Origin of the sequence: Verrucosispora sp. WMMA2121 (assembly GCF_027460185.1) — a bacterium.
Lineage (GTDB): Bacteria > Actinomycetota > Actinomycetes > Mycobacteriales > Micromonosporaceae > Micromonospora > Micromonospora palythoicola.
The window spans coordinates 4,887,864-4,910,696 of record NZ_JAPZBH010000006.1 but is presented as its reverse complement, the minus strand read 5'-3'; the positions used below and the strand labels follow the sequence as shown (position 1 = coordinate 4,910,696).

At 73.0% G+C, this 22,833-nt stretch carries 23 protein-coding genes; 13 read left to right on the top strand and 10 right to left on the bottom strand.

The genetic code is table 11. From position 1 onward, the window contains the following. Positions 1-3: 3 nt before the first annotated feature. The 3 genes from O7605_RS30875 to O7605_RS30865 all read right to left on the bottom strand — a co-directional run bounded on the left by O7605_RS30875 (position 4) and on the right by O7605_RS30865 (position 2,373). Complete coding sequence (locus O7605_RS30875; protein WP_269742483.1) at positions 4-1,515, bottom strand: PH domain-containing protein; 1,512 nt, start codon at positions 1,513-1,515, stop codon at positions 4-6. Between the two features lie 71 nt (positions 1,516-1,586). Beyond that, on the bottom strand, positions 1,587-2,117 hold the full coding sequence (locus O7605_RS30870; RefSeq protein WP_269742482.1) for a PH domain-containing protein: 531 nt from the start codon (positions 2,115-2,117) through the stop codon (positions 1,587-1,589). A gap of 25 nt (positions 2,118-2,142) precedes the next feature. Then, entirely contained in the window at positions 2,143-2,373 is a 231-nt protein-coding gene (locus tag O7605_RS30865; protein ID WP_269742481.1) for a hypothetical protein, read from the bottom strand. Between the two features lie 236 nt (positions 2,374-2,609). Between O7605_RS30865 and O7605_RS30860 the strand changes: the two genes are divergently transcribed. From O7605_RS30860 to O7605_RS30850, 3 genes are read left to right on the top strand one after another with little or no spacing between them, the layout of a single operon-like run. Next, positions 2,610-3,722 carry an AAA family ATPase gene (locus tag O7605_RS30860; RefSeq protein ID WP_269742480.1) on the top strand — a complete coding sequence of 371 codons (1,113 nt, stop codon included), beginning with the start codon at positions 2,610-2,612 and terminating at the stop codon, positions 3,720-3,722. Then, positions 3,701-4,714 (top strand): DUF58 domain-containing protein, encoded by a 1,014-nt coding sequence (locus O7605_RS30855; protein WP_269742479.1) that lies wholly within the window; start codon positions 3,701-3,703, stop codon positions 4,712-4,714. The genes O7605_RS30860 and O7605_RS30855 overlap by 22 nt, the downstream gene beginning before the upstream one ends. Continuing rightward, on the top strand, positions 4,711-5,661 hold the full coding sequence (locus O7605_RS30850; RefSeq protein WP_269742478.1) for a VWA domain-containing protein: 951 nt from the start codon (positions 4,711-4,713) through the stop codon (positions 5,659-5,661). The genes O7605_RS30855 and O7605_RS30850 overlap by 4 nt, the downstream gene beginning before the upstream one ends. Positions 5,662-6,144: 483 nt before the next feature. On the opposite strand, the gene O7605_RS30845 is transcribed toward O7605_RS30850, so the two are convergent. From O7605_RS30845 to O7605_RS30830, 4 genes are all read right to left on the bottom strand, one after another. Further along, positions 6,145-7,272: an acyltransferase family protein gene (locus O7605_RS30845; protein WP_269742477.1), complete on the bottom strand. Its 1,128-nt coding sequence runs from the start codon at positions 7,270-7,272 to the stop codon at positions 6,145-6,147. Further along, positions 7,269-8,198, bottom strand: a complete 930-nt coding sequence (locus tag O7605_RS30840) for an alpha/beta hydrolase (RefSeq protein WP_269742476.1) — start codon at positions 8,196-8,198, stop codon at positions 7,269-7,271. The genes O7605_RS30845 and O7605_RS30840 overlap by 4 nt, the downstream gene beginning before the upstream one ends. A gap of 97 nt (positions 8,199-8,295) precedes the next feature. Next, on the bottom strand, positions 8,296-8,958 hold the full coding sequence (locus tag O7605_RS30835; RefSeq protein ID WP_269742475.1) for a response regulator: 663 nt from the start codon (positions 8,956-8,958) through the stop codon (positions 8,296-8,298). Next, entirely contained in the window at positions 8,955-10,241 is a 1,287-nt protein-coding gene (locus tag O7605_RS30830) for a sensor histidine kinase (RefSeq protein ID WP_269742474.1), read from the bottom strand. The genes O7605_RS30835 and O7605_RS30830 overlap by 4 nt, the downstream gene beginning before the upstream one ends. A gap of 153 nt (positions 10,242-10,394) precedes the next feature. Here O7605_RS30830 and fabG point away from each other — a divergent pair, with 153 nt between their 5' ends. The 4 genes from fabG (at position 10,395) to O7605_RS30810 (ending at position 13,825) form a co-directional block, all read left to right on the top strand. After that, positions 10,395-11,099 carry a 3-oxoacyl-ACP reductase FabG gene (fabG, locus tag O7605_RS30825; RefSeq protein WP_164448237.1) on the top strand — a complete coding sequence of 235 codons (705 nt, stop codon included), beginning with the start codon at positions 10,395-10,397 and terminating at the stop codon, positions 11,097-11,099. Between the two features lie 26 nt (positions 11,100-11,125). Further along, on the top strand, positions 11,126-11,893 hold the full coding sequence (gene fabI / locus O7605_RS30820; protein WP_210827661.1) for an enoyl-ACP reductase FabI: 768 nt from the start codon (positions 11,126-11,128) through the stop codon (positions 11,891-11,893). 82 nt (positions 11,894-11,975) lie between these two features. Then, positions 11,976-13,007, top strand: coding sequence for a ferrochelatase (locus O7605_RS30815; RefSeq protein WP_269742473.1), 1,032 nt, complete (start codon positions 11,976-11,978; stop codon positions 13,005-13,007). Then, complete coding sequence (locus O7605_RS30810) at positions 12,956-13,825, top strand: HAD-IIA family hydrolase (protein WP_269742472.1); 870 nt, start codon at positions 12,956-12,958, stop codon at positions 13,823-13,825. Before O7605_RS30815 ends, O7605_RS30810 begins: the two co-directional genes overlap by 52 nt. Positions 13,826-13,853: 28 nt before the next feature. On the opposite strand, the gene O7605_RS30805 is transcribed toward O7605_RS30810, so the two are convergent. Beyond that, positions 13,854-14,630 (bottom strand): alpha/beta fold hydrolase, encoded by a 777-nt coding sequence (locus O7605_RS30805; RefSeq protein WP_269742471.1) that lies wholly within the window; start codon positions 14,628-14,630, stop codon positions 13,854-13,856. A 28-nt stretch (positions 14,631-14,658) separates the two neighbouring features. Here O7605_RS30805 and O7605_RS30800 point away from each other — a divergent pair, with 28 nt between their 5' ends. Beyond that, a complete protein-coding gene (locus O7605_RS30800; protein WP_269742470.1) occupies positions 14,659-15,264 on the top strand; it encodes a TetR/AcrR family transcriptional regulator in 606 nt (201 codons plus the stop codon). A gap of 187 nt (positions 15,265-15,451) precedes the next feature. On the opposite strand, the gene O7605_RS30795 is transcribed toward O7605_RS30800, so the two are convergent. Next, positions 15,452-16,246 carry a hypothetical protein gene (locus O7605_RS30795; RefSeq protein WP_269742469.1) on the bottom strand — a complete coding sequence of 265 codons (795 nt, stop codon included), beginning with the start codon at positions 16,244-16,246 and terminating at the stop codon, positions 15,452-15,454. A gap of 204 nt (positions 16,247-16,450) precedes the next feature. On the opposite strand from O7605_RS30795, the gene O7605_RS30790 reads away from it, so the two are divergent. Together O7605_RS30790 and O7605_RS30785 are read left to right on the top strand one after the other, a co-directional pair. Then, complete coding sequence (locus O7605_RS30790; RefSeq protein WP_269742468.1) at positions 16,451-17,263, top strand: DUF3097 domain-containing protein; 813 nt, start codon at positions 16,451-16,453, stop codon at positions 17,261-17,263. Between the two features lie 76 nt (positions 17,264-17,339). Beyond that, positions 17,340-18,644, top strand: coding sequence for an AI-2E family transporter (locus O7605_RS30785; RefSeq protein ID WP_269742467.1), 1,305 nt, complete (start codon positions 17,340-17,342; stop codon positions 18,642-18,644). Between the two features lie 86 nt (positions 18,645-18,730). Here the strand turns inward: O7605_RS30785 and O7605_RS30780 are convergent, their stop codons facing one another. Then, the gene (locus tag O7605_RS30780) at positions 18,731-20,050 is read right to left on the bottom strand and encodes a serine hydrolase domain-containing protein (protein ID WP_269742466.1); all 1,320 of its coding nucleotides are present in this window, start codon (positions 20,048-20,050) and stop codon (positions 18,731-18,733) included. Positions 20,051-20,133: 83 nt separating this feature from the next. Between O7605_RS30780 and O7605_RS30775 the strand changes: the two genes are divergently transcribed. The 3 genes from O7605_RS30775 (at position 20,134) to O7605_RS30765 (ending at position 22,705) form a co-directional block, all read left to right on the top strand. Next, the gene (locus tag O7605_RS30775) at positions 20,134-20,604 is read left to right on the top strand and encodes an NfeD family protein (RefSeq protein WP_269742465.1); all 471 of its coding nucleotides are present in this window, start codon (positions 20,134-20,136) and stop codon (positions 20,602-20,604) included. A gap of 4 nt (positions 20,605-20,608) precedes the next feature. Next, the gene (locus O7605_RS30770) at positions 20,609-21,718 is read left to right on the top strand and encodes an SPFH domain-containing protein (RefSeq protein WP_269742464.1); all 1,110 of its coding nucleotides are present in this window, start codon (positions 20,609-20,611) and stop codon (positions 21,716-21,718) included. Positions 21,719-21,895: 177 nt separating this feature from the next. Then, complete coding sequence (locus O7605_RS30765; RefSeq protein ID WP_269742463.1) at positions 21,896-22,705, top strand: hypothetical protein; 810 nt, start codon at positions 21,896-21,898, stop codon at positions 22,703-22,705. The last annotated feature ends 128 nt before the right edge of the window (positions 22,706-22,833 follow it).

The following is a 22,833-nucleotide window of genomic DNA, read 5'->3' as shown; positions in this document are numbered from 1 at the left end:
AGGTCAGCCAGCGCGGCGGGCGACCTGACCCCGGGCGGTGAGCTCCGCCGCCAAAGCCCAGGCGTCGGCGAGGTCCCGGTCGACCGCCGCCGCGCCGGCTCCACCGGCGGTGTCGGCGTGCACGGTGGCCAACCCGAGCAGCCGCTGCACCGGCCCCTGCACCACCCGTACGCTCTGCAACCGGGCGTACGGCACGACCGTCAGTTGACGGGTGAGCAGGCCCGAGCGGACCGCGAAGACCTGCTCGGTCAGACCGGCACCGAGCACCTGGCGACTCAACGGGTGCACCCAGCGGGCCCGGGCCGGTGGGGGCCGCAACGGCAGCGCCGCCAGCGCCACCCCGGGCAGCACCTCGCCCACGATCATCTCGCCCGTCGGCTGGTCACCGACGGGCAGCAGCCGGTCCGGCCGGTTGCGCTCGTCGGCCTCGCCGGCCGCGTAGCCGGCCACCTCCAGCCGCAGCCGCAGCCAGCCCTTCATCCGCCAGAGCAGTGGCCAGGTCACCCGCACGGTCTGCACCCGGTGCAACGGTACGGTCTGCGACCTGGTCTCCAGCAGGCCGTTGCGGATGCGCAGCCGGTCGCCGTCGCGGGCCAACTGGAACCGCCAGTCGTCGAGCACCCGGCGGACCGGTTGCAGCAGGACACCGGCCATCGCGGTGAGCGTGCTCGCCACCGCGATGAACGACCAGGACCCCTCGGACAGGAACTGCGTCGCCACGAAGGCCACACCGAAGGGCAGCAGGAACGCCTGCGGGGTCAGCAGCTGGCTGATCAGCAGGTCCCGGTTGCTCACCGCGTGCAACGGTCGCCCGGGTTGCGCGGGCGGCTCGGCACCGGCCGGCACCGGCTGCGCCTGGGCCGCCGGCACCGTGCCGGAGGAGTTGCCGGCCAGGGTCAGCAGCCGCTGCCGCAGCGCCCCGGCCTCGGCGAGGCTGAGGTACGCCAGCGGCGCCTCGGTCTTGCCGCCGCCGACCACCTCCAGCCGCAGCTCGGCCAGCCCGGTGAGCTGGGCGAGCAACGGTCGGACCACCTCGACGGCCTGGAGCCGTTCCAACGGAATGGCCCGGCTGCGGCGCCAGAGCAACCCCTCGTGGATGCGCAACTCCCGGCCGACCACCTGGTAGCCGGTGTTGTACCAGCTGACCACGGCCAGCACGCTCGCGCCGAGTGCGAGCACGATCACCATCGTGGCGAACCAGCCGATCCCCACCCGCGACAGGGTCGACCAGGACAGTCCGGCGATGACCACGGCCAGTGACTTGGCACCGTGCAGCACGGGACTCAGCGGATGCAGCCGCTGCCGCGCCGACGGATCCGGCGGGCGTGGACCGACCCACCCGCCGGGCGGCTGCGACGCGCCGACCGGTGATGACGGCCCCGCCACCTGGTACGAGCCCGGCGGCCGGCCCTCGCCCGGCGCCGGTGCCTCAGCCGGCACCGCCGGCACGACTTGGTCGGGCGGTGGTGTTTCGGCGGGAACTGCCGGCACGGCGTCGGCGGGTTCGCCGCCCATCGCCTCTCCGGCGTGATCCCGCTCGTCCGCGCCGGTCGGGGTCCGGTCCGGACCCGGAGCGGCCGAGCCGCTCACAGTCCTTCCGCCCGGTCCTCGCCGAGCGCGGTCAGGCGGTCCCGCAGCCGGGACGCCTCCGCCGGACGCAGCCCCGGCACCCGGGCGTCGCTGGCCGCGGCCGCGGTGTGCAACTGGACGGTCGCCAGGTCGAACGCCCGCTCCAGCGGGCCGGCGCTGACGTCGACGAACTGCATCCGCGAGTACGGGACGATGGACAGCCGGCGGACCAGCAGACCGTGCCGGACCAGCAGGTCGTCCTCACGTTCGGCGTAGCCCCAGGCGCGTACCGCCCGCACGATGGTCACCACCCGCCAGAGAGCGAACAGCACGACCGCACCGAGCGCCAACCCGAACGGCCAGGAACCGGTGAGCGCCCAGCCGACCCCGAGCACCGCCGCCACGACGGCCACACCGGCTGCCAGGCGCAGCAGCTCGACCCAGATCAGGTCGGTCGATATCGACTGCCACCGCACGGTGTCCGGCCACGGTTCCAGGGGGCTGGTCGGCGCGGCCGACGGCGAAACCTCAGGCGCGTCATCGCTCACGGGGCCAGCCTTCCGTTGTACGCGTTCACCCTTCGAGCGTAGGCGATTCCCCCATCGGGGCGACCTCACGCAGAAAGCCTCGTGCGCCGAGGAAGTCGCCGAGCGAGGGCCGGTGCGTGTCACAGGCGAGCCAGGTCTTGCGCCGCTCGGGCCGGTGCAGGCGGGGATTGTTCCAGCGCAGTGCCCATCGGGCCGGGGTGCGACACCCACGGGCCGAACAGGGCAGCGCCTCGGCGGGGCTGTCGGGGTGGGTCATCCCGCTCAGTCTAGGACGGCGGGGAAGAGTGAGCGCCGGGCGGCCACGGGGGAAGCCGCCCGGCGACGGATGAATGGTACACACGCCGGGACGGCTTTTGTCCACTGGTGATCGGCGATTTTTCCGTCCCGGAACGGCGTGGCGGAAATCGGTCGCTCCCCCAGTCGGCACTCAGTCGGGCATGCGAGGCTTGGTACCGCACACGCCGCGACGACCGCTCACGCTGTGGAGGACCAGTGGCCCAGCCGACCACGCCCGACGCCCCGCCGCCGAACGGGGCCCAACCGCAGGCGCCCGCGCCGCCGACCACCCCGGCGCAGGACGCCACCCTGCTGGAGCGGGCGCTGTTCGAGATCAAGCGCGTGATCGTCGGGCAGGACCGGATGGTCGAGCGGATGTTCGTCGCGCTGCTCGCCCGGGGCCACTGCCTGCTGGAAGGCGTACCGGGGGTGGCCAAGACCCTCGCGGTGGAGACCCTCGCCAAGGTGGTCGGCGGATCGTTCGCCCGGGTGCAGTTCACCCCGGATCTGGTGCCGGCCGACATCATGGGTACCAGGATCTACCGGCAGTCCAGCGAGAAGTTCGACGTCGAGCTGGGCCCGGTCTTCGTCAACTTCCTGCTCGCCGACGAGATCAACCGGGCGCCGGCGAAGGTGCAGTCCGCGCTGCTGGAGGTGATGAGCGAGCGGCAGGTGTCGATCGGTGGCGAGAGTCACCGGGTGCCGAACCCGTTCCTGGTGATGGCGACGCAGAACCCGATCGAACAGGAAGGGGTGTACCCGCTGCCGGAGGCGCAGCGGGACCGCTTCCTGATGAAGATCATCGTGGGGTACCCGACTGACGCCGAGGAGCGGGAGATCGTCTACCGGATGGGCGTCGCGCCGCCCGAGCCCACCGCGGTGTTCGACACCGACGATCTGGTCGCCCTCCAGCACAAGGCCGACCAGGTGTTCGTGCACAACGCCCTGGTCGACTACGCGGTCCGGCTGGTGCTGGCCACCCGTACGCCGGCGGAACACGGCATGCCCGACGTCGCGCAACTGATCCAGTACGGTGCCAGCCCGCGGGCCTCGCTCGGGCTGGTCCGGGCGACCCGGGCGCTGGCCCTGCTCCGCGGCCGGGACTACGCCCTGCCGCAGGACGTGCAGGACATCGCACCGGACATCCTGCGGCACCGGCTGGTGCTCAGCTACGACGCGCTCGCCGACGACGTACCGGCCGACCACGTGGTGCACCGGGTGATGTCGACCATCCCGCTGCCGTCGGTGGCACCCCGGCAGCAGGCCACCCCGCCCGCCGGGGCGGTGGCGGTGGCACCTACCTCAGGGTGGCCCGGGCAGCGGCCGTGACCTCCACCACCCCTCGACCCGGTGAGCCGGACCGGATGGCGGCCAGCGACCGTTCCGGTGCCGTGCTGTCCCGGCTGCAACTGCTGGTGACCCGCAAACTCGACGGACTTCTCCAGGGTGACTACGCGGGCCTGCTGCCCGGGCCGGGCAGCGAGGCGGGTGAGTCGCGCGAGTACCGTCCCGGCGACGACGTGCGCCGGATGGACTGGCCGGTGACCGCCCGGACCACCACCCCGCACGTGCGGCGTACCGTGGCCGACCGTGAGCTGGAGACGTGGCTGGCGGTGGACCTGTCGGCGAGCCTGGACTTCGGCACCGGCCGGTGGCTCAAGCGGGACGTCGTGATCGCGGCGGCCGCGGCGATCACGCACCTGACCGTGCGGGGCGGCAACCGGATCGGTGCGGTCGTCGGCAGCGGCGGCGACGTGCCGGTGCCCCGCCGTGGTCGGCGGCAGGCGCCCCCGGCCGGCCCGGGGCGACTGGTCCGGCTGCCGGCCCGGTCCGGCCGCAAGGAGGCCCAGGGCATGCTGCGGGCCATCGCCGGCACCGAGATCCGGCCCGGCCGCGGTGACCTCGGCGCGCTCATCGACATGCTCAACCGGCCACCCCGGCGGCGCGGTGTCGCCGTGGTCATCTCCGACTTCCTCGCCCCGCCGGCCCAGTGGGCGCGCCCGCTGCGCAAGCTGCGGGTACGACAGGATCTGCTCGCCATCGAGGTGGTCGATCCGCGGGAGCTGGAACTGCCCGACGTCGGGGTGCTCCCGGTGGTCGACCCGGAGACCGGCGAACTGCACGAGGTGCAGACCGCCGACCCGAGCCTGCGGCATCGTTACGCGGCAGCCGCCGCTGCCCAGCGGGCGGAGATCTCCGCCGCCCTGCGCGCCGCCGGCGCCGCCCACCTGCGACTGCGTACCGACCGAGACTGGCTGCTGGACATGGTGCGCTTCGTGGCCGCCCAGCGGCACGCCCGCACCCGGGGGACGACACGATGATTCGACTGCTGCAACCGTGGTGGCTGCTGGCCGTGCTGCCGGTGCTCGCCCTCGCCGCGCTGTACGTCTGGCGGCAGCTGCGCCGGCGCGACTACGCGCTGCGGTTCACCAACGTGGACCTGCTGCGTACCGTGGCGCCGAAGGGTCTCGGCTGGCGCCGGCACGTGCCGGCCACCGCGTTCCTGCTGGCCCTGCTGGTGCTGGCCGGTGCGCTGGCCCGGCCCGCGGTCGACACGCGGGAGCCGCTGGAACGCGCCACCATCATGCTGGCCATCGACGTGTCACTGTCCATGCAGGCCGACGACGTGCCGCCGAACCGGCTGGAGGCGGCCCAGGAGGCGGCCATGCAGTTCGTGGCGGAGCTGCCGGAGACGTACAACCTGGGGTTGGTCTCGTTCGCCAAGTCGGCGAACGTGCTGGTGCCGCCGACCAAGGACCGCCCGGTGGTGACCAGTGCCATCGAGGGCCTGGTGCTGGCCGAGGCGACGGCCACCGGCGAGGCGGTCTTCACCTGTCTGGAGGCGATCCGGTCGGTGCCGGCCGACGGGGCGGCCGGCATCCCGCCGGCCCGGATCGTGCTGCTCTCCGACGGCTTCCGGACGGCCGGACGGTCGGTGGAGGAGGCGGCCGCCGCGGCGCAGGCGGCGAACGTGCCGGTCTCCACGATCGCCTTCGGCACCGACTCCGGACACGTGGACATCGGTGGTCAGTTGCAGCGGGTGCCGGTGGACCGGCTCGCCCTGGCCGAGTTGGCGGAGACCACTGAGGGCTTCTTCTACGAGGCCGCGACGGTCAACGAACTCAAGCAGGTCTACCAGGACATGGGCAGTTCGATCGGCTTCCGCACCGAACCCCGCGAGATCACCCAGTGGTACGCCGGCATCGCCCTGCTGCTGGCCCTCTGCGCCGGCGCCTTCAGCCTCCTCTGGTCCTCCCGCATGATCTGACCACCACCGGAGGTGGGCGGGTGGGTTAGTGGGTGGCGCTGGCCAGGAAGAAGAGGACGGCTACCCAGACGGCGGCGAGGGTGAAGCCCAGCGGGGCGACGTAGCGGCTCATGACAGCTCCGACGTGGCGGCTCGGCGGCCCGGGCAGGGCGGACCGCGGGAGGGGTGGATCGGGACGCGCACACGCGAAGTCGTGACCGGGCTGCTTTCCGGCGGCGCCCGTCCGATCGGCCGCCCCGACAGAATCGCCGGGCGGTGGGACGGGTGCGCGGGGGAGCGGGCCAGCTCAGGCGGAGCGGGGCTCAGCGTGGCTGGCGGTCGGCCCGGCCACGACTGGGAGGATCGCTATCTCGCACAGCGATCACCTCCTGGGGTCGGTTCCGGGGCGACGCGGGCCGCCGAGCGACCCGCAAACGTCGATCATCGTACACCCGGCGTGCGCGCCCGTCCCACTCGGTCGACCGGCCGACGGAGCGCGCCCGTTCAGCGGTCGCCGGTGGCCCGGCCGGCGTTGACGGGTGCCGTCGTCCGGCGGGGCTCCCGGCGTCGGACAAGCAGCACCAGCACGGCGGTGAGCACCGGCAGCCAACCGATCCGGGCCAGCAGCCAGGTCGGATCGTCCGGCGCGGTGTGCAGTCCCGGCAGCGCGGTACCGCCATGCGCGGCGAGCACCACCACCGCGACCAGCACCGGTTGGTGCCAGAGGTAGACGCGTACCGCATGCCGGTTGATCCCGTTGGTCAGCCGGCGAGGCAACGGCCGGGACAGCAGTCGGACCAGTGTCGGCCGGGACAGCAGGGCGAGACCTGTCTGGGTGACCGCGAGCGCCACCACGAGCAGCGATGGCGGATCGAGATTGGACCGGCCGTCGCCGGGGATCCCGACCGCGCTGACCGGGTAGCCGAGGGCGAGTACGGCGGCCAGTCCGACCGCCCCCGTGGCGGCCAGCCAGCGGGCGTCGCGCCGTCGGCTCAGCCGGCCGTCGGCGTGGGCCAGTCCCAGCAGGTACGGCACGGCCCAGGCGACCAGCACCGTCACCGGTGGCAGCCAGACGCCGGCGGGCAGCAGCCGTACGGCCAGGTCGGCGCCGGCCACCACGGCCGCCGCGGTGACCGCGCAGCGCGGCGTGCCCCAGCGGCGTACGGCGGCGCGCAGCGGGCTGGTGAGCACCACCAGGGTCAGCAGGGGTGCCAGGAACCACAGGGGACTGATCGCCAGGGTCAGCGCCACCGACAGGGTGTCGTCGGCGACGCCGGCGACGGCGGCGGCCAGCAGTACGGCCGACCCGGTGCCGAGCAGGGCGACCGCCGGCAGGAGCAGCCGCCGCAGCCGGTGTCCCAGCCAACCGGGTCCCGGATGCCGGCCCGCCGAACGGGCGGAGGCGTGACCGGCGGCGAAGAAGAACAGCCCGAGAGTCTGCAAGACCCAGCTGGCCGGGGCCAGGGCCGGCATCGCGGTCAGCGGGCTGGCCAGGTTCAACGCGCCCGCCTCGTCGAGCACCAGGCCGGTGACCAGCCAGTGCCCGAGCACCACCGCGGCGACGGCGAAGGCGCGCAGCCCGTCGACGAGGGGATCCCGAACCGGCCGGTGGGCGGTGTGCGGGCCGCTCATCGGGCCGCTCCCGGGGTGACCGTGACGTCCGGACGGACCTGGCCCGTGCCGATCGCACCACCCAGCACCACCTCGGCGACCGCCGCGAGGGTCGGCCCGCCGGGCAGCAGGTATCCGTCGTGGCCGGTCGAGGCGGCCGGCAGCGGCCGTGCACCGAAGGCGGCGTCGGCCGGCCGGATCCCGTGTCCCAACTCGGGCAGGCGAAGCCGCGGCAGGCGCCGGATCCAGTCGTCCGGTGCCTCGGCCGCCCAGACGCGGATCGGCCCGAAACGGTCGGCGTGTTCCGCGCCGACGCCCACACCGCCGAGGGTGACCACGTCGGTGACCTGCGGCGGGGCGTCCATGGCGGCCAGCCCGACGACCAGCGCGCCGTAGCTGTGACCCACCAGGGTGATCCGGCTGGCCGGTAGCCGCCCGGCCAGTGTCCGCAGGTGGTGGCTTAGCTGGTCGGCACCGCGACGGGCGGCGGCCGGGGTGGCTGCCGTGACGAGACCGTCGGGCGCGTCGTAGCCGAGCCAGGCCAGCACGGCCACCCGGGCGTGCGGATCGGCGGTCTGCAACGCGGCACGCAGGTCTCGGGCCTGCCGGGCCGGGGCGCGCCGTGGAACGCCGCCCAGCCCTCGATCGAAGTCGGCCAGCCGGGTTCCGACGCCGGGCACCAGCACCGCGATCCGATCGGCGGTGGCCAGGTCACCGAGGACCTCGACGGCCCGACCGTCACCGCGCGGGTCGAAGGCCAGGAACTGCCGACCCTGCGCGGCCCAGTGGGTGTACGGCGGGCCAGCGGCGCCCAGCGCGGCGGCGGTCGCCGGGTACGCCTCGACGAAGCCGGCCGGCGCGGGGTCGGGCGGCACCGTGGCCGGCCGTACCAGTCCGGCCGCCAGCATCGCCGCGAGGCCGAGCCGGAACATCCTGCTGCCCACCATCACGTGCTCCCTCCACCCGGTCGTGGAGTGCAGGATGTGTCGGCGGTGTGGTGCCGGTCGTCACCCCGGAGAGCCGTTCGCGGCTACCACGGTGGAGCTACTCCCCGGCGGCGACCAGACCGGTCTCGTAGGCGAGCACGACGGCCTGGGCGCGGTCGCGCAACTGGAGTTTGGCCAGGATCCGGCCGACGTGGGTCTTGACGGTCTGCTCCGCGACGACCAGCTCCGCGGCGATCTCGCCGTTGGAGCGTCCCTGGGCGATCAGCCGCAGCACCTCGGTCTCGCGCGGGGTGAGGGCGGCGAGGGCGGTGGGTCGGGGCCGCTGCCGGTGTGGCCGGGCCGCGAATTCGGCGATCAGGCGGCGGGTGACGGTCGGGGCGAGCAGCGCGTCACCGCCGGCGACGACGCGTACCGCGTGGATCAGGTCGGCGGCGGGGGCGTCCTTGAGCAGGAAGCCACTGGCACCGGCGCGCAGCGCCTCGTAGACGTAGTCGTCCAGGTCGAAGGTGGTGAGGATGAGCACGCGGGGCCGGTCGGTCGGCCTGTCGCCGAGCAGTTTGCGGGTCGCGGCGAGCCCGTCGAGCACCGGCATCCGCACGTCCATCAGCACCACGTCCGGGTCGAGTCGGCGGGCCTGGGCGACCGCCTGGGCGCCGTCGGCGGCGTCGCCGACCACCAGCAGGTCCGGCTGGGCGGCCAGCAGGGCGCCGAAGCCCTGCCGGACCATCGCCTGGTCGTCGGCGATCAGCACCCGGATCATGATGTTCCGTCCTCCGGCTCGTCGGATGGTGGCGGGTCGGCCGGCAGTAGCGCGTCGATCGCGTAGCCGTCGTCGGCGGTGGGACAGGCGGTGAAGCTGCCGCCGAGGGCGAGGACCCGCTCCCGCATGCCGGTCAGTCCCTGCCCGCCGCCGCGTGCGTCGGGGCCGGCCGGGGTTCCCCCGGCGGCGTTCTGGACGCGTACCGCCAGGGCGCCGGGGCGTTCGCGGACCGTGACACGCACCTCGGCGCCGGCCGCGTGGCGGGCCGCGTTGGCCAGTCCCTCCTGCACGATCCGGTACGCGGCCAGCCCGACCGGGGCCGGTGGCTCGACCGTGACGTCGGTGTCCAGTTCCACGGTCATGCCGGCCCGCCGCGCGGCGGCCACCAGCGCCGGTAGTTCGGCAAGCGTCGGCTGCGGGGCGGTCCGGGGGTCCTCCGTCTCGCTGCGCAGCACGCGCAGCAGCCGCCGCATGTCGGTGAGCGCCGCGCGGGCGGCCTCGGCGATGGCGGTGAACTCGGCGCGGGTGGGCTCGGGCACGGCGAGTCGGTACGGCGCGGTCTCGGCCTGGACGGCGATCAGCGACATGTGGTGCGCGACCACGTCGTGCATCTCCCGGGCGATGCGGGTGCGTTCCTCCAGCACCGCCCGCCGGGCCTTCTCCAACTCGCTCAGCTCGGCCTGCTCGGCCAGGGCCCGCCGGGTGAGCAGGTTGTGCCGCAGCAGGTCGCCGACGATGAGCAGCACCACGAACAGCAGGGTGACGGCCACCTGGTTGCCCGGCGGCACGAACATCCAGACCGGGATCAGGCTGAACAGTCCCGTCCAGGCGAGCACGGCCCGGTCGACCCGGGCGGCCACGGTGACCAGCACGACGATGATGACCAGGAGCTGCGTCGGGCTCCACGGCCAGAACTCGTACGTGGCGGGGCCGAGCACCACGGCGTCGTCCGTCGTGCGTCGGTTGAAGGTGCCGAACAACTGCCCGACGAACATGATCCGCCAGGCCAGCAGTGGTCGGGTGGGCAGCAGGGGCAGCGGTGCGACGGTGAGCAGCGCGATGACCCACGCGGTGGCGACCGGCAGGCGCCGGGTGTCCAGCAGGAACTGCGCGGTGATCAGGACCAGCCCGAGCAGCGCCAGCAGCCCGAGCGTGCGCAGCACGGCGACGGTGCGTGGCCGGTGTCGCAACCGCTCCAGCGGTCGGCGCCTCGCCGGATAGTCCGGCCCCGCCACGGTACGGCGCAGCCCCGCCACGGCGGCACCGACGGTACTGCGGTCCATATCCCGGCAGGGTAGTTCGATTGGCGCGCCGCGTCGTGCGACCACGGGGTGATCCGCCAGGTGGTACCCGGGTACGACGTGCGGCGGGTTAGTGATTACCGTGCGGTAACGCCTAGTCTCCAAGCCGCAGCGATCTTTGGGAGGGGACGCACCGTGTCGCGAACTGTGCTGGTTACCGGGGGCAACCGGGGGATCGGTCTGGCCATCGCCCAGGCTTTCGCCAAGCAGGGCGACCGGGTGGCGATCACCCACCGGGGCAGCGGGGCGCCGGAGGGGCTGTTCGGCGTGCGGTGCGACATCACCGACGGTGAGTCCGTCGACGCGGCCTTCGCGGCGGTCGAGGCCGAGCTGGGGCCGGTGGAGGTGCTGGTCGCCAACGCCGGCATCACCGACGACACGCTGCTGCTGCGCATGTCGGAGGAGCAGTTCACCCGGGTGCTGGACACCAACCTGACCGGCGCGTACCGCTGCGCCAAGCGGGCCTCGGGGAAGATGCTGCGGGCCCGGTGGGGGCGCATGATCTTCGTGTCCTCGGTGGTCGGCCTCTCCGGCGGTGCCGGCCAGGTCAACTACGCGGCCAGCAAGGCCGGCCTGGTCGGGGTGGCCCGCTCGATCACCCGAGAGCTGGGCGGCCGCAACATCACCGCGAACGTGGTCGCGCCGGGCTTCATCGAGACCGACATGACCGCCGGGCTGACCGACCAGCGCAAGGCCGAGATCCTCAAGTCGATCCCGGCGGGCCGGATGGCCACTCCGGACGAGGTGGCGGCGGTGGTCACCTGGCTGGCGGGGGACAGCGCCGGGTACGTCTCCGGCGCGGTCGTCCCGGTCGACGGTGGCCTGGGCATGGGCCACTGAATCCCGAGTACGGAGGAAAGAGCGTAATGTCCGGACTGCTGGCCGGTAAGCGGCTGCTCGTCACCGGCGTCATCACCGACGCCTCGATCGCCTTCTCGGTGGCCAAGCTCGCCCAGGAGAACGGCGCCCAGGTCGTGCTCACCGGCTACGGCCGACTGTCGCTGGTGGAGCGGATCGCCAAGCGGCTGCCCGAGCCGGCGCCCGTGATCGAGCTGGATGTGACCGACCCCGAGCACCTCGCCGGGCTGGCCGACAAGGTCCGCGAGCACGTCGACGGGCTCGACGGGCTGGTTCACTCGATCGGGTTCGCCCCGCAGAGCTGCCTCGGTGGCGGGTTCCTCGACGCCTCCTGGGCGGACGTGTCGACGGCGCTGCACGTCTCGACGTACTCCTACAAGTCCCTGGCGGTCGCGGCGCTGCCGCTGATGTCGCCGGGCGGCTCGGTGGTCGGCCTGACCTTCGACGCCAGCCAGGCGTGGCCGGTGTACGACTGGATGGGCGTGGCCAAGGCCGGGCTGGAGTCGGCTTCCCGCTACCTCGCGCTGCACCTGGGCAAGCAGGGCATCCGCAGCAACCTGGTGGCCGCCGGTCCGCTGCGCACCATGGCCGCGAAGTCCATCCCCGGCTTCGAGCAGTTCGAGGACGCCTGGGCCGGGCGTGCCCCGCTGGGCTGGGATCTCACCGACCAGGAGCCGGCCGCCCGGGCCTGTCTCGCCCTGCTGTCGGACTGGTTCCCGGCGACCACCGGCGAGATCGTGCACGTCGACGGCGGCTACCACGCGGTCGGCGCCTGACGCCGACCGTCCCGCGGTCTGTTTACGACCGGGACCCGGGGGCGTTGCCGGGACGCCGCAGGCCACCGGCAAGAATGGGACCATGGCGTACGACGCGGTGGTGCTGGTGTCCTTCGGTGGCCCGGAGGGGCCCGACGACGTGCTGCCGTTCCTGCGGAACGTGACCCGGGGGCGGGGCGTACCGCCGGAGCGGCTGGCCGAGGTCGCCGAGCACTACCAGCACTTCGGTGGAGTCTCCCCGATCAACCAGCAGTGCCGGGAGCTGTTGGCGGCGGTCCGCGCCGACTTCGCCGCCAACGGGCTCGACCTGCCGGTCTACTGGGGCAACCGGAACTGGGACCCGATGCTCGCCGACACGGTGGCCCAGATGCGCGACGACGGCGTACGCCGGGCGTTGGCGTTCGTCACCAGCGCATTCGGCGGGTACTCCTCGTGCCGGCAGTACCAGGAGGACATCACCGCCGCGCGGGCGGCGGTCGGGCCGGACGCACCGGTGATCGAGAAGCTGCGCCAGTTCTGGGACCACCCCGGCTTCGTCGAGCCGCACGCCGACGCGGTGCGCGCCGCGTTGGCCCAGCTCGATCCGGCGCGGCGGGACAGCACCCGGCTCGTGTTCACCGCGCACTCGGTGCCGGTCTCGGCGGCCGACAGCGCCGGTCCGCACGGCGGCCGGTACACCGCCCAGCTCGCCGAGACGGCCCGGCTGGTGCATGCGGCGGCGGCCCCAGACCTGCCGTACGACCTGGTCTGGCAGAGCCGGTCCGGTCCGCCCCACGTGCCGTGGCTGGAGCCGGACATCAACGACCACCTGGAATCGCTCGCCGAGCAGGGCGTGACCGGCGTGGTGGTCAGCCCGATCGGCTTCGTCTCCGACCACCTCGAGGTGGTGTGGGACCTGGACACCGAGGCGTTGGACACGGCCAAGCGGCTCGGTGTGGACTTCGTCCGCGCTGGTACCCCCGGCACCGACCCGCGCTACGTGACCATGGTGCGCGAGCTGGTTCGGGAACGCATCGACCCGGACGGGGCGCAGTCGCGCCGTCGACTGGGCCAGCTGCCGATGTGGGACACCTGTCCCACGGTCTGCTGCGTCCCGGCCCGCCGTCCGTCCTGACCGCCGCGGCGCACCCGACGACACCCCTGGGGATGATCATGCAGGACCGTAAGCCCGTCGAGAGTTGGCTCACCGACATGGACGGGGTGCTGGTGCACGAGGGCCAGCCGGTGCCGGGCGCGCCGGAGTTCGTCAAGCGGCTGCGTACCTCGGGCAAGCCCTTCCTGGTGCTGACGAACAACTCCATCTACACCCCGCGCGACCTCCAGGCCCGGTTGGCCCGGATGGGCCTGGACGTGCCGGAGTCGGCGATCTGGTCGTCCGCCCTGGCCACCGCCCAGTTCCTGGCCGACCAACGGCCGGGCGGCACCGCGTACGTCATCGGTGAGGCCGGGCTGACCACCGCCCTGCACGCGGTGGGTTACGTGCTCAGCGACTTCGCCCCCGACTACGTGGTGCTGGGGGAGACCCGCACCTACAGCTTCGAGGCGATCACCAAGGCGGTCCGGCTGATCAACGACGGGGCCCGGTTCATCTGCACCAACCCCGACGCCACCGGGCCGTCGGTGGAGGGTGCCCTGCCGGCCGCCGGCTCGGTGGCCGCGATGATCTCCAAGGCCACCGGTGTCGAGCCGTACTTCGTCGGCAAGCCCAATCCGATGATGATGCGGTCGGCCCTGAACACGATAAACGCGCACTCGGAGAGCACCGCGATGATCGGTGACCGGATGGACACCGACATCCTCTGCGGTCTGGAAGCCGGGCTGGAGACCATCCTGGTGTTGACCGGGATCAGTTCCCGGGCGGAGGCGGAACGCTACCCGTACCGCCCCTCCCGCATCGTCGACTCGGTCGCCGACCTGATCGACGAGGTCTGACCCGGCACCTGGTCGGGGTCGCGCCCGATCAGTGCGGTGCCGTGTCGCGGAGCAGGAACTCGGTGAGCACGGGGGCGAGGGTCGCCGCCGGCACGCCGTGCCACTCGCCGGGCAGGCCGCGCCGCTCGGCGGCGGGCAGCAGGCCGGCGGTGGTGGCGGCCATTCCGGTCAGGTCGTCGCTGCTGCCGGCGCTGTGCAGGACGAGCGTCGGAGCGCGTACGCGGGCGAGCACCGCCGGTCCGGTGGCCGCACTGAGCAGGCTGTCGTAGGCCAGGGTGTGCGCCACCGAGACCATGGCGTTCCAGTGTGGCGTGTCGCGCATCCCGCTGATCATGGGCTCGGGCACGCCGATCTCGGTCAGGAAGAACGTCACCGCCTCGGCGCCGGTCAGCCGGCCCAGCTGTGCGGTGAACGCCTGTTGGCCGGCTTCGTCACCGTCGCTGTCCAGCGGCGGCTCCAACAGGACCAGCCGCCGCACGTCGAGGTCGGCGGCGGCCGCGTGCAACGCGAGCAGGCACCCCGAGGAGTACCCGTACAACGCGGCCGGCTCGCCGGCCTCGGCGATCAGCGCGGCGAGGTCCTCGACCTCGCGCTCCGGGGCGTAGGGCGGGGTGTCGTCGCTGTCCCCGCGCCCGCGCCGGTCGTAGCGGTAGACGGTGAAGCGGGGCGTGAGCAGGTCGGCGAGTTCGCCGAGCGGGCTGTTGGCGCGGAAGTGCCCGGCGGCGTCGATGAGGATCAGCGCCGGTCCGACGCCGTCGCGTTGGTACCCGATGCGGGTGCCGTCCCGTGAGGTGACCACTGACATGAACTGAACCGTACAGTACAGTTCAGGGATGCGAAAGGATGTCAACCGGCGCGGGATCCTCGACGCGGCCCTGACCGAGTTCCTCGAACACGGCTACCTGGCCGCCGGGATGGACCGGATCGCCGCCCGCGCCGGTGTCTCCAAGGTGACCGTGTACGCCCACTTCACCGACAAGCACGGCCTTTTCGAGGCGGTGTTCACCGGCGCGATCGCCGAGGCCGAGCGGCCCGGCTCGGCCTACGTCGAGGCCCTGGCCGACACTGACGACCTCCCGGGTGACCTGCGGGCCTTCGCCCGCGAACACATCACCACGGTCACCGCCCCGCACCTGCTCCAGCTGCGTCGGATGCTGATCGGGGAGGCGGGTCGTTTTCCGGAGCTGGCCCGCGCGTGGCACCACGCCGCGCCGGAACGCGGCCACGCCACCCTCGCCAGGGCCATCACCCGCCTCGCCGAGCGGGGCCTGCTACGGGTGTCGGACCCGCTGCTCGCCGCGCAGTACCTGAACTATCTGATCCTGTCGATCCCGCTGAACGAGGCGATGTTCGCCGTCCGCGAGTCGTTCCCCGAGACGGAGCTGCACCGCTGGGCCGACGAGGCCGTCCGCATCTTCCTCGCCGCTCACACCCCCTGACCGGCCCCGCTTCTCACGGCTCCCGCCCGCCGCGCTCTCCGCGATCTTGCACTTTTGGTCGGGGCAGAAGCTGACGAAAGCCACAATACGGCGACCAAAGTGCAAGATTGCCGGGGCCGGGGCCGGGGCCGGGGCCGGGGCCGGGGCCGGGGCCGGGGCCGGGGCCGGGGCCGGGGTGGGGGTGGGGTTAGGGGCGGAGGGGGGCGTTGCAGGCGGCGACGAGGGCCTGGCGGCAGGCGGCGGTGAGCGGGCGCAGGGCGGCGTCGCGCTGCTGGGCCTCGTAGTTGTTGACCGCGCCGCCGGGGGCCGCGTGCCCGGCCAGGGCGAGCACCCGGTCGAGCACCGCGGCGCGGGCGAACAGCCGACGCGAGCGCGGGTCGAACCCGGGTGGCAGGTCGGTGGTGCCGTCGGGGCGGCGCAACGCCTCCAGGGCGCCGGCCAGCTCCGGCCGCCACTGCGCCACGTCGAGGCGGGTGAGCGCGGCGGTGGTGTCGGCCAGTGCGGCGGCCAGCTCCGCCTCCGCCTCGGCGGCACCGGGCAGGGTGAGGCTGGCGGCGGGCGCGTCCGCCGGCAGCGGGTGCACCCGCCAGAGCACCGTCTCGAAGGTGTCGCCGGAACCGGAGGTGTGTACGCGTACCTCGGGGATCAGCCCAAGCGCGCCGGCGATCACGGCCTCGCCGGCGAGCAGCGCGGCACCGGCGAAGTCACCCGGGCCGGGCAGGCCACGCGGGTCACCCGGCGCCGGCAGCACCAGCCGGATCTCGTCCGGCGAGAGCTTGGCCAGGGTGGGCAGCGCTTCCCGCAGCGGTACGTCGGTCCAGGTGCCGGGCGCGTCGGCGACCAGGTGCTCCTCGGTGCCGGCGACCGCGTCGGCGACCTCGTCGAAGGGCACCAGCCCGGCGCGCCACGCGCGCACCCAGGCGACGAACCGGCTCGACCGGCGCGGCGCCAGGATGGCCGCACCCGCAGCGGGGGTGGACATGCCGAAAGAGTACGTGGTGACGCCCGTCCGTGTCTCGACTGCCGCGCCGCCGCCTCCCCGTCGCGCCGATCATGCAGTTGTGGCGCGCGATTGATTGTTCTTCACGGCTTTTGTCACGTGCCACACCTGCATGATCGCGTACGTCGGCCGGGGGTGGGGTGTGTCGGGGTTGGGGGGTGGTGGCGGCGGGACTAGCGTGGCGGGATGGGGCGGCGCTACGGCGAGGACGTGTTGGCGGGGGACTGGCGGCGGCGGAGGGTGACCCCGGAGGTCGACGCCGAACCGGACCTCGTGGTCGAGGACGCCGAATCCGGCTTCTGCGGCGCGGTCGTCGGCTTCGAGGCCGGTGCGGTCGTGTTGGAGGACCGGCACGGTAGGCGGCGCAACTTCCCGCTGCTGCCGGCGGCGTTCCTGCTCGACGGCAGCCCGGTCACCCTGCGCCGTCCCACCCGGCCGGCGGTGCCGGCGGCCCGGCGGCGCACCGCCTCGGGCTCGGTGGCGGTGGACGGGGTGCGCGCCCGGGTCGCCCGGGCCAGTCGGATCTGGGTCGAGGGCCTGCACGACGCCGCCCTCGTCGAGCGGATCTGGGGCGACGATCTGCGCATCGAGGGTGTGGTGGTGCAACCGCTGTCCGGCATCGACGCCCTCGACGCCGAGGTACGCGACTTCGGCCCCGGCCCGGGCCGCCGGCTCGGCGTGCTGGTGGACCACCTCGTACCCGGCTCCAAGGAGAGCCGCATCGTGGCCCGGGTCAACTCGCCGCACGTCCTGGTCACCGGTCACCCCTACGTCGACGTGTGGCAGGCGGTGAAACCCGCCGCACTGGGCATCGCGGCGTGGCCGGTGGTGCCGCCGGGACGGCCGTGGAAGGAAGGTGTCTGCGCCGCGCTCGGCGTCGCCGAACCGGCCGACATGTGGCGACACATCCTTTCCAGGGTGAACAACTTCGCCGACGTGGAGACCCCGCTGATCAACGCGATGGAGCGACTGATCGACTTCGTGACCGAACCGGACTGACCAACCGGCCCCACCGGCACGGTCGTCGACCGTTACCGTGAACGGCCTGATCCCTACCACCCCCGGGGGTGTCCACGTGAGCCGGACAGAGCAGCTGCGGCAGCGGTTGCGTCAGGCGTACGCGACGGGACGCGAGTCGGTGCGTACGGCTCGGGAGCGGGAGAACGCCCGACGCGCCGAGCGGGACCGGTTCCTCGCCGAACCGGTGCCGCCGACCGACGACGGTGCCGTCTCCACGGCGAGCCGGGACGACGCGGACGTGCCGAGAGGGCTGCGGATCGCCGCCGCCTGGTCGTGGCGGCTCATCGTCATCGGGATCGTCGGCTGGGGACTGCTGCGCATCCTCGGCGCCGTCCGCGTCGTCATCGTGCCGTTGCTCGTGGCGTTGCTGCTCGCCGCCCTGCTGGCGCCGGCCGTCGGCTGGCTGCTGCGCGCCCGGTTCCCGCGTACGCTCGCCACGGCCGTGGTGCTCATCGGCGGGCTGGCCGCGGTGATCGGCACGTTGACGCTCGTGGTCAACGAGTTCATCGCCGGGCTGCCCGAGCTGAGTTCCAGCGCCGCCGCCGGCATCGGGCAGATCCAGGACTGGCTGCGCGACGGACCGCTGAACCTCTCCGACACCCAGCTCGACAGGTACATCGAGTCCGGACAGAACTGGATCAACGAGAATTCGCAGGCGTTGACCAGCAACGCGATCTCGACCGCCGGCACTGTGGTCGAGGTGTTCACCGGCGCGCTGCTGGTGCTCTTCGCCACCTTCTTCTTCCTGCGGGACGGCGACCGGATCTGGCGCTTCCTGGTCGGGATGTTCCCGGTCGCGGCCCGCTGGCGGGTCGACGACGCCGGGCGTGCCTCCTGGCTGACCCTGGTCGCCTACGTACGCGCCACGGTGCTCGTGGCGTTCATCGACGCGGTGGGCATCGGCATCGCGCTGGTGCTGTTCGACGTGCCGTTCGCCTTTCCACTGACGGCGCTGGTGTTCCTCGGCGCGTTCATCCCGATCGTCGGCGCGACGTTGTCCGGCGCGGTCGCGGTGCTGGTGGCTCTGGTCGACGGTGGCTGGGTCACCGCGTTGATCATTCTCGGTGCGGTCGTCGTGGTGCAGCAGGTGGAGGGCAACGTCCTGCAACCGTGGATCATGGGCCGGGCGGTGGCGCTGCACCCGTTGCCCGTGGTGCTGGCGGTGACCGCCGGAGTGGTGCTGGAGGGCATCGTCGGCGCGCTCGTCGCGGTACCGCTGATCGCGGTGCTCAACACCGCGGTGCGCCGGTTGTCCCGGCACCGGCCCGCGCCACCGGCGCCGACGCCGTCGACCCCCGTGTCCCCGGCACCGACGCCACCGGCGCCCGAGGCGGTGGTGGTCCGCTCCACCCCGCCGTGACGGCGCCGGCGGGACCGGTCGCCGGCCGTCGACCGGGCGAGCCGCTCGGGTGACCGGCCCTCCCGGTTCGGCGACCGGGCTGGCCGTCAGGGTTCGCGGTCCGGATCCCGGGTGAAGACGAAGGTGGCGATGTCCAGGGCGACCGGGCGGCCCGCCTCGTCCCGCAGCACCGCGAGCACCTCGCCGTTCTCGACGCCGCTGACGCCCCGCCACCGGTCCGGGCCCTCCGGGGCGTAGCGGCTGACCCGGTCGCCGCGCACCGTGCCGACCAGTTCGCCGGTCGCCCGGTCCCAGCTGACGTCGAGCGCCGTACCCATCCACCACCAGCGGCCGGTCAGCGCAGCCAGGTCGGCCGGCGGCGGGGCGTCGGCCGGCGTCCACGGCCGGGCCGGCCCGGGCTCGACGTCGAGTACGTGGGTGAGGACCCGGTGACCGAGCGGCCCGATCCCGCCGGTACGGAACCCGTACGAGTTGGCGAAGCCGACGACGCCGGTTCGGCTGGGGCGGTGCACGGCCAGCGTGGCGACGTAGCCGGGCATCGAACCGCCGTGCCCGACGTGTACCCGGTCGCCGTCGCGGGTGAGCTGGATGCCGAGGCCGTACCCGCCGCGCCAGGCGTCCAGGTCACTGAGGATCACCGGAGCGCACATCTCCTCGACGGTGGCGGGACTGAGGACGGCCGGATCCGGGTCGGCCAGGAAAGCCGCCCAGCGGGCGAGATCGGTGACGGTGGACCAGAGCTGACCGGCCGGCGCCATCGCCCGGCTGTCGGTTCGCGGCTCATCCCGCAGCGTGTCGTGCCAGGGGTGCAGCACGTAGCCGCGGGCGAACGGTTCGGCGGCCGCGTAGGTGGTGCGGCGCAGTCCGAGCGGCTCCAGGATCCGCTGGCGCACCAGCTGCGACCAGGGCGTCCCGGTGGTCCGCTCCAGCACCCCGCCGAGCAGCCCGAACGCCAGGTTTGAGTAGTGCCAGAACCGGTACGGCGGGTACGCGAGCTTCGCGTCGGTGAACCCGGTCAGCAGGGTGGTCAGGTCGACGCCCTCGTTGCGTTCCCACCACGGGCCGTCGGGTTCGCGTTGCAGGCCGCCGGCATGGCCGAGCAACTGCCGCAGGGTGACCTGCCCGGCCGCGGCGGCCTCGGGCAGGTGCCGACGCAGCGGGTCGTCAAGTGCCAGCCGGCCGGCGTCGCGTTCCTGCATGACCAGTACGGCGGTCATCGTCTTGGTGATCGAGCCGATGCGGTACTGGAGATCGGCGTCGGGCGGCGGCTGCGTGCCGGCGGCGGCCAGGTGGGCCAGCGCACCGTCGCGGACCACGCCGATGATCAGCGATGGGGCGCGACCGGCGCACTGAGCGTCGGCCACCAGAGCGTCGACCTGCCGGGCGGTTTCGGGACGCAGTGGCACGAAGTCTCCCTCAAGGTCGGTGGGGGTCGCTCTGAGATCATGACAGTTCGATGACACGTGCACGGACATGTCACGATCGTTACGTGGATGCCGTGCTGTGGATCGTGCTGGGTGTGGTGCTGGCGGTCGCTGAGATCTTCACCGCGACCCTGTTCCTGATCATGTTCGCGGTCGGCGCGTTCGCCGCCGCCGGTGCCGCCGCGCTCGGCGCACCGGTGGCCGTGCAGGCGGTGGTCTTCGCGGTGGTCTCCGCGCTCACCGTCTTCGCCGCGCGGCCGGTCATCCAACGACACAAACAGACCAGCTCCGACAGCGGCGACACCACCTTCGGGGTCGAGGCGATCGAGGGCTCCACCGCCCTGGTGCTCGAGCAGGTGGACGCCGACCGGGGCATGGTGAAGATCGACGGCGAGGTGTGGAGCGCTCGCGCCTACGACGCCACCCAGGTTTTCGCACCCGGCGAGCGGGTGCAGGTTATCCAGGTCAAGGGAGCGGTAGCCCTGGTCTGGCGGGACGTCACCACTCCCGGCGAGCTACCCGAAGCGGAAAGGTGAACGGATGGAGTTCGTAGTTCCCGCCCTATTGATAGCAGTGGCGCTGATCGCGGTGGTCACCCTGGCCAAGTCGGTGCGGATCGTGCCGCAGCAGCGGCAGGACGTCGTCGAGCGGCTCGGCCGCTACAAGCGCACGCTGAACCCTGGCCTGAACATCCTCGTGCCGTTCATCGACGCGGTGCGTACCAAGGTCGACATGCGTGAGCAGGTGGTCAGCTTCCCGCCGCAGCCGGTGATCACCTCGGACAACCTGGTCGTGTCGATCGACACCGTCCTCTACTTCAAGGTGGTGGACTCCGTCCGGGCCACCTACGAGATCTCCAACTTCCTCCAGGCGATCGAGCAGTTGACCGTCACCACGCTGCGGAACGTCATCGGCTCGCTGGACCTGGAACGGGCGCTGACCAGCCGGGAGGAGATCAACCGGCACCTCTCCGGCGTGCTGGACGAGACCACCGGCCGCTGGGGCATCAAGGTGACCCGGGTGGAGATCAAGGCGATCGAGCCGCCGCCGAGCATCCGCGACTCGATGGAGAAGCAGATGCGCGCCGAGCGGGACCGTCGGGCGGCGATCCTGAACGCCGAGGGGCACAAGCAGTCGCAGATCCTGTCCGCCGAGGGTGAGAAGCAGGCGGCGGTGCTGCGCGCCGACGGTGACCGGCAGGCCCGGATCCTGCAGGCCGAGGGGCAGGCCAAGGCGATCCGGACCGTGTTCGACGCCATCCACCAGGCCAACCCGAGCCAGAAGGTGCTCGCGTACCAGTACCTCCAGGCACTGCCGCAGATCGCCAACGGCACGGCCAACAAGGTGTGGATCGTGCCGACCGAGCTGACCAAGGCCCTGGAGGGGATGGGCGGCGCACTCGGCGGTCTGGGCCAGATGGTCGGTGACGCGCCGAGCAAGGAGGCCTCCGACGACGCCAGCGCGGTCGAGCGGGAGGCGGCGGAGGCCGCGCAGGCCGCCGCCGCGGCGGCCCAGGAGATCCACGACGAGGTACGCGTGGCCGAGGCGCAGGCCACCGGCGGCAACAGCCCGCAGGGGTTGCCCGCGCCGGAGCCGGTCTCGCCGACGAGCCTGCTCAACGACTCATCGGAGCAGCGCGAGCGCGGCTGACCCGATCCGCTGCCGGCCCGAACCGCTTCGGCGGTCCGGGCCGGTTCGGCGGCAAATGCGAGAAAGCCTCATGAAGTGTCCCGGCGCCTGCCACCATCGGTCCTAGCGCGGGTGGTGACCAGGCATCGGGGCGCCTCGGCGTGCCCCGGCACCAGTCGCGGGTGAGCGAGGTGACGCATGGAGCCGGTACGGCGGCTGTGGTCCACGCCGGAGGTGCCCGGGGCGCACGACCCGAAGGGACCGATCGGCACCCGACGTACCGGCGGGGGGTTCGGCGTCCTGCCCTTCGTCGACGAACCGGGGCCACCCCGGGCGGCCACCAACGCGAGCTGGGCCTGGTCGCTGCGGCGGCTGGCCCGGGCCGCGGTCTGGCTGCTGCCGGCGTACGCGATCCTCTACGGCGCGGTGGCGATGGCCAGCGACGGCGGGGTGGGCAACGACCCGTATCCGGCCGACGGCCGGGCGTTGTACCTGATCGGCTGGGTGGCCGCCGTCTGGCTGGGCCTGCTGGCCCTGCTCGGGCTGACCGGGCTGCTCGCCGCCACCCGCAGCCGGCACGCCGCCGTGGCCGGCCTGCTGGTCAGCATCGCCGGTACGGTGCTCATGCTGCCCTTCGCCGGACTGTCCGAGCAGACTCCGGTCTTCGGCACCACCGCCCGATCGCTGGTGCTGGTCGGTGCCACCTGCTACAGCGCCGGCTGGCTGCTCACCGGGTGGGCGGTGGCCCGATCGGGGATGTTCAGCATCGGGGACGGGGTGATGCTGATGATCGCCAGCCCGCTGCTCGGTCTCGGTGGCGCGTTGATCGGCTCGTTGCAGACGTTCGGGGCGATCTTCGTGCTGATCTCCGGTATCGGCATCTGCTACCGCTCTGGCCGCCTGCTGCCCCGGGAGATCCTCCGCGACGCCACCAGCGCCAGCGTCGCCACGGCCGGTCCCGCCGCGCCGATGGGCCCCGGTGGCGCGGGCCCACTCGGAACCGCCTGAGGGCCGCCCGCCATGCCCACGATGGTTCTCGTCCCAACTGAGGGCCGTCGTCCGGGCTGCGGCCGATGTACCGGTTGTCGGGTGTCGACCATGACGAGGCGATCCTGCTCCGGTGCGGCAGTAGCGGC

Coding starts and splice junctions, on each gene's coding strand:
- O7605_RS30875 (WP_269742483.1), bottom strand. CDS start 1,515: ATGGGCGGCGAACCCGCCGACGCCGTGCCGGCAGTTCCCGCCGAAACA.
- O7605_RS30865 (WP_269742481.1), bottom strand. CDS start 2,373: ATGACCCACCCCGACAGCCCCGCCGAGGCGCTGCCCTGTTCGGCCCGT.
- O7605_RS30845 (WP_269742477.1), bottom strand. CDS start 7,272: ATGAGCGGCCCGCACACCGCCCACCGGCCGGTTCGGGATCCCCTCGTC.
- O7605_RS30800 (WP_269742470.1), top strand. CDS start 14,659: ATGCGAAAGGATGTCAACCGGCGCGGGATCCTCGACGCGGCCCTGACC.
- O7605_RS30835 (WP_269742475.1), bottom strand. CDS start 8,958: ATGATCCGGGTGCTGATCGCCGACGACCAGGCGATGGTCCGGCAGGGC.
- O7605_RS30770 (WP_269742464.1), top strand. CDS start 20,609: ATGGAGTTCGTAGTTCCCGCCCTATTGATAGCAGTGGCGCTGATCGCG.
- O7605_RS30840 (WP_269742476.1), bottom strand. CDS start 8,198: ATGGTGGGCAGCAGGATGTTCCGGCTCGGCCTCGCGGCGATGCTGGCG.
- O7605_RS30850 (WP_269742478.1), top strand. CDS start 4,711: ATGATTCGACTGCTGCAACCGTGGTGGCTGCTGGCCGTGCTGCCGGTG.
- O7605_RS30805 (WP_269742471.1), bottom strand. CDS start 14,630: ATGTCAGTGGTCACCTCACGGGACGGCACCCGCATCGGGTACCAACGC.
- O7605_RS30790 (WP_269742468.1), top strand. CDS start 16,451: ATGGGGCGGCGCTACGGCGAGGACGTGTTGGCGGGGGACTGGCGGCGG.
- O7605_RS30795 (WP_269742469.1), bottom strand. CDS start 16,246: ATGTCCACCCCCGCTGCGGGTGCGGCCATCCTGGCGCCGCGCCGGTCG.
- fabI (WP_210827661.1), top strand. CDS start 11,126: ATGTCCGGACTGCTGGCCGGTAAGCGGCTGCTCGTCACCGGCGTCATC.
- O7605_RS30815 (WP_269742473.1), top strand. CDS start 11,976: ATGGCGTACGACGCGGTGGTGCTGGTGTCCTTCGGTGGCCCGGAGGGG.
- O7605_RS30830 (WP_269742474.1), bottom strand. CDS start 10,241: ATGGACCGCAGTACCGTCGGTGCCGCCGTGGCGGGGCTGCGCCGTACC.
- O7605_RS30765 (WP_269742463.1), top strand. CDS start 21,896: ATGGAGCCGGTACGGCGGCTGTGGTCCACGCCGGAGGTGCCCGGGGCG.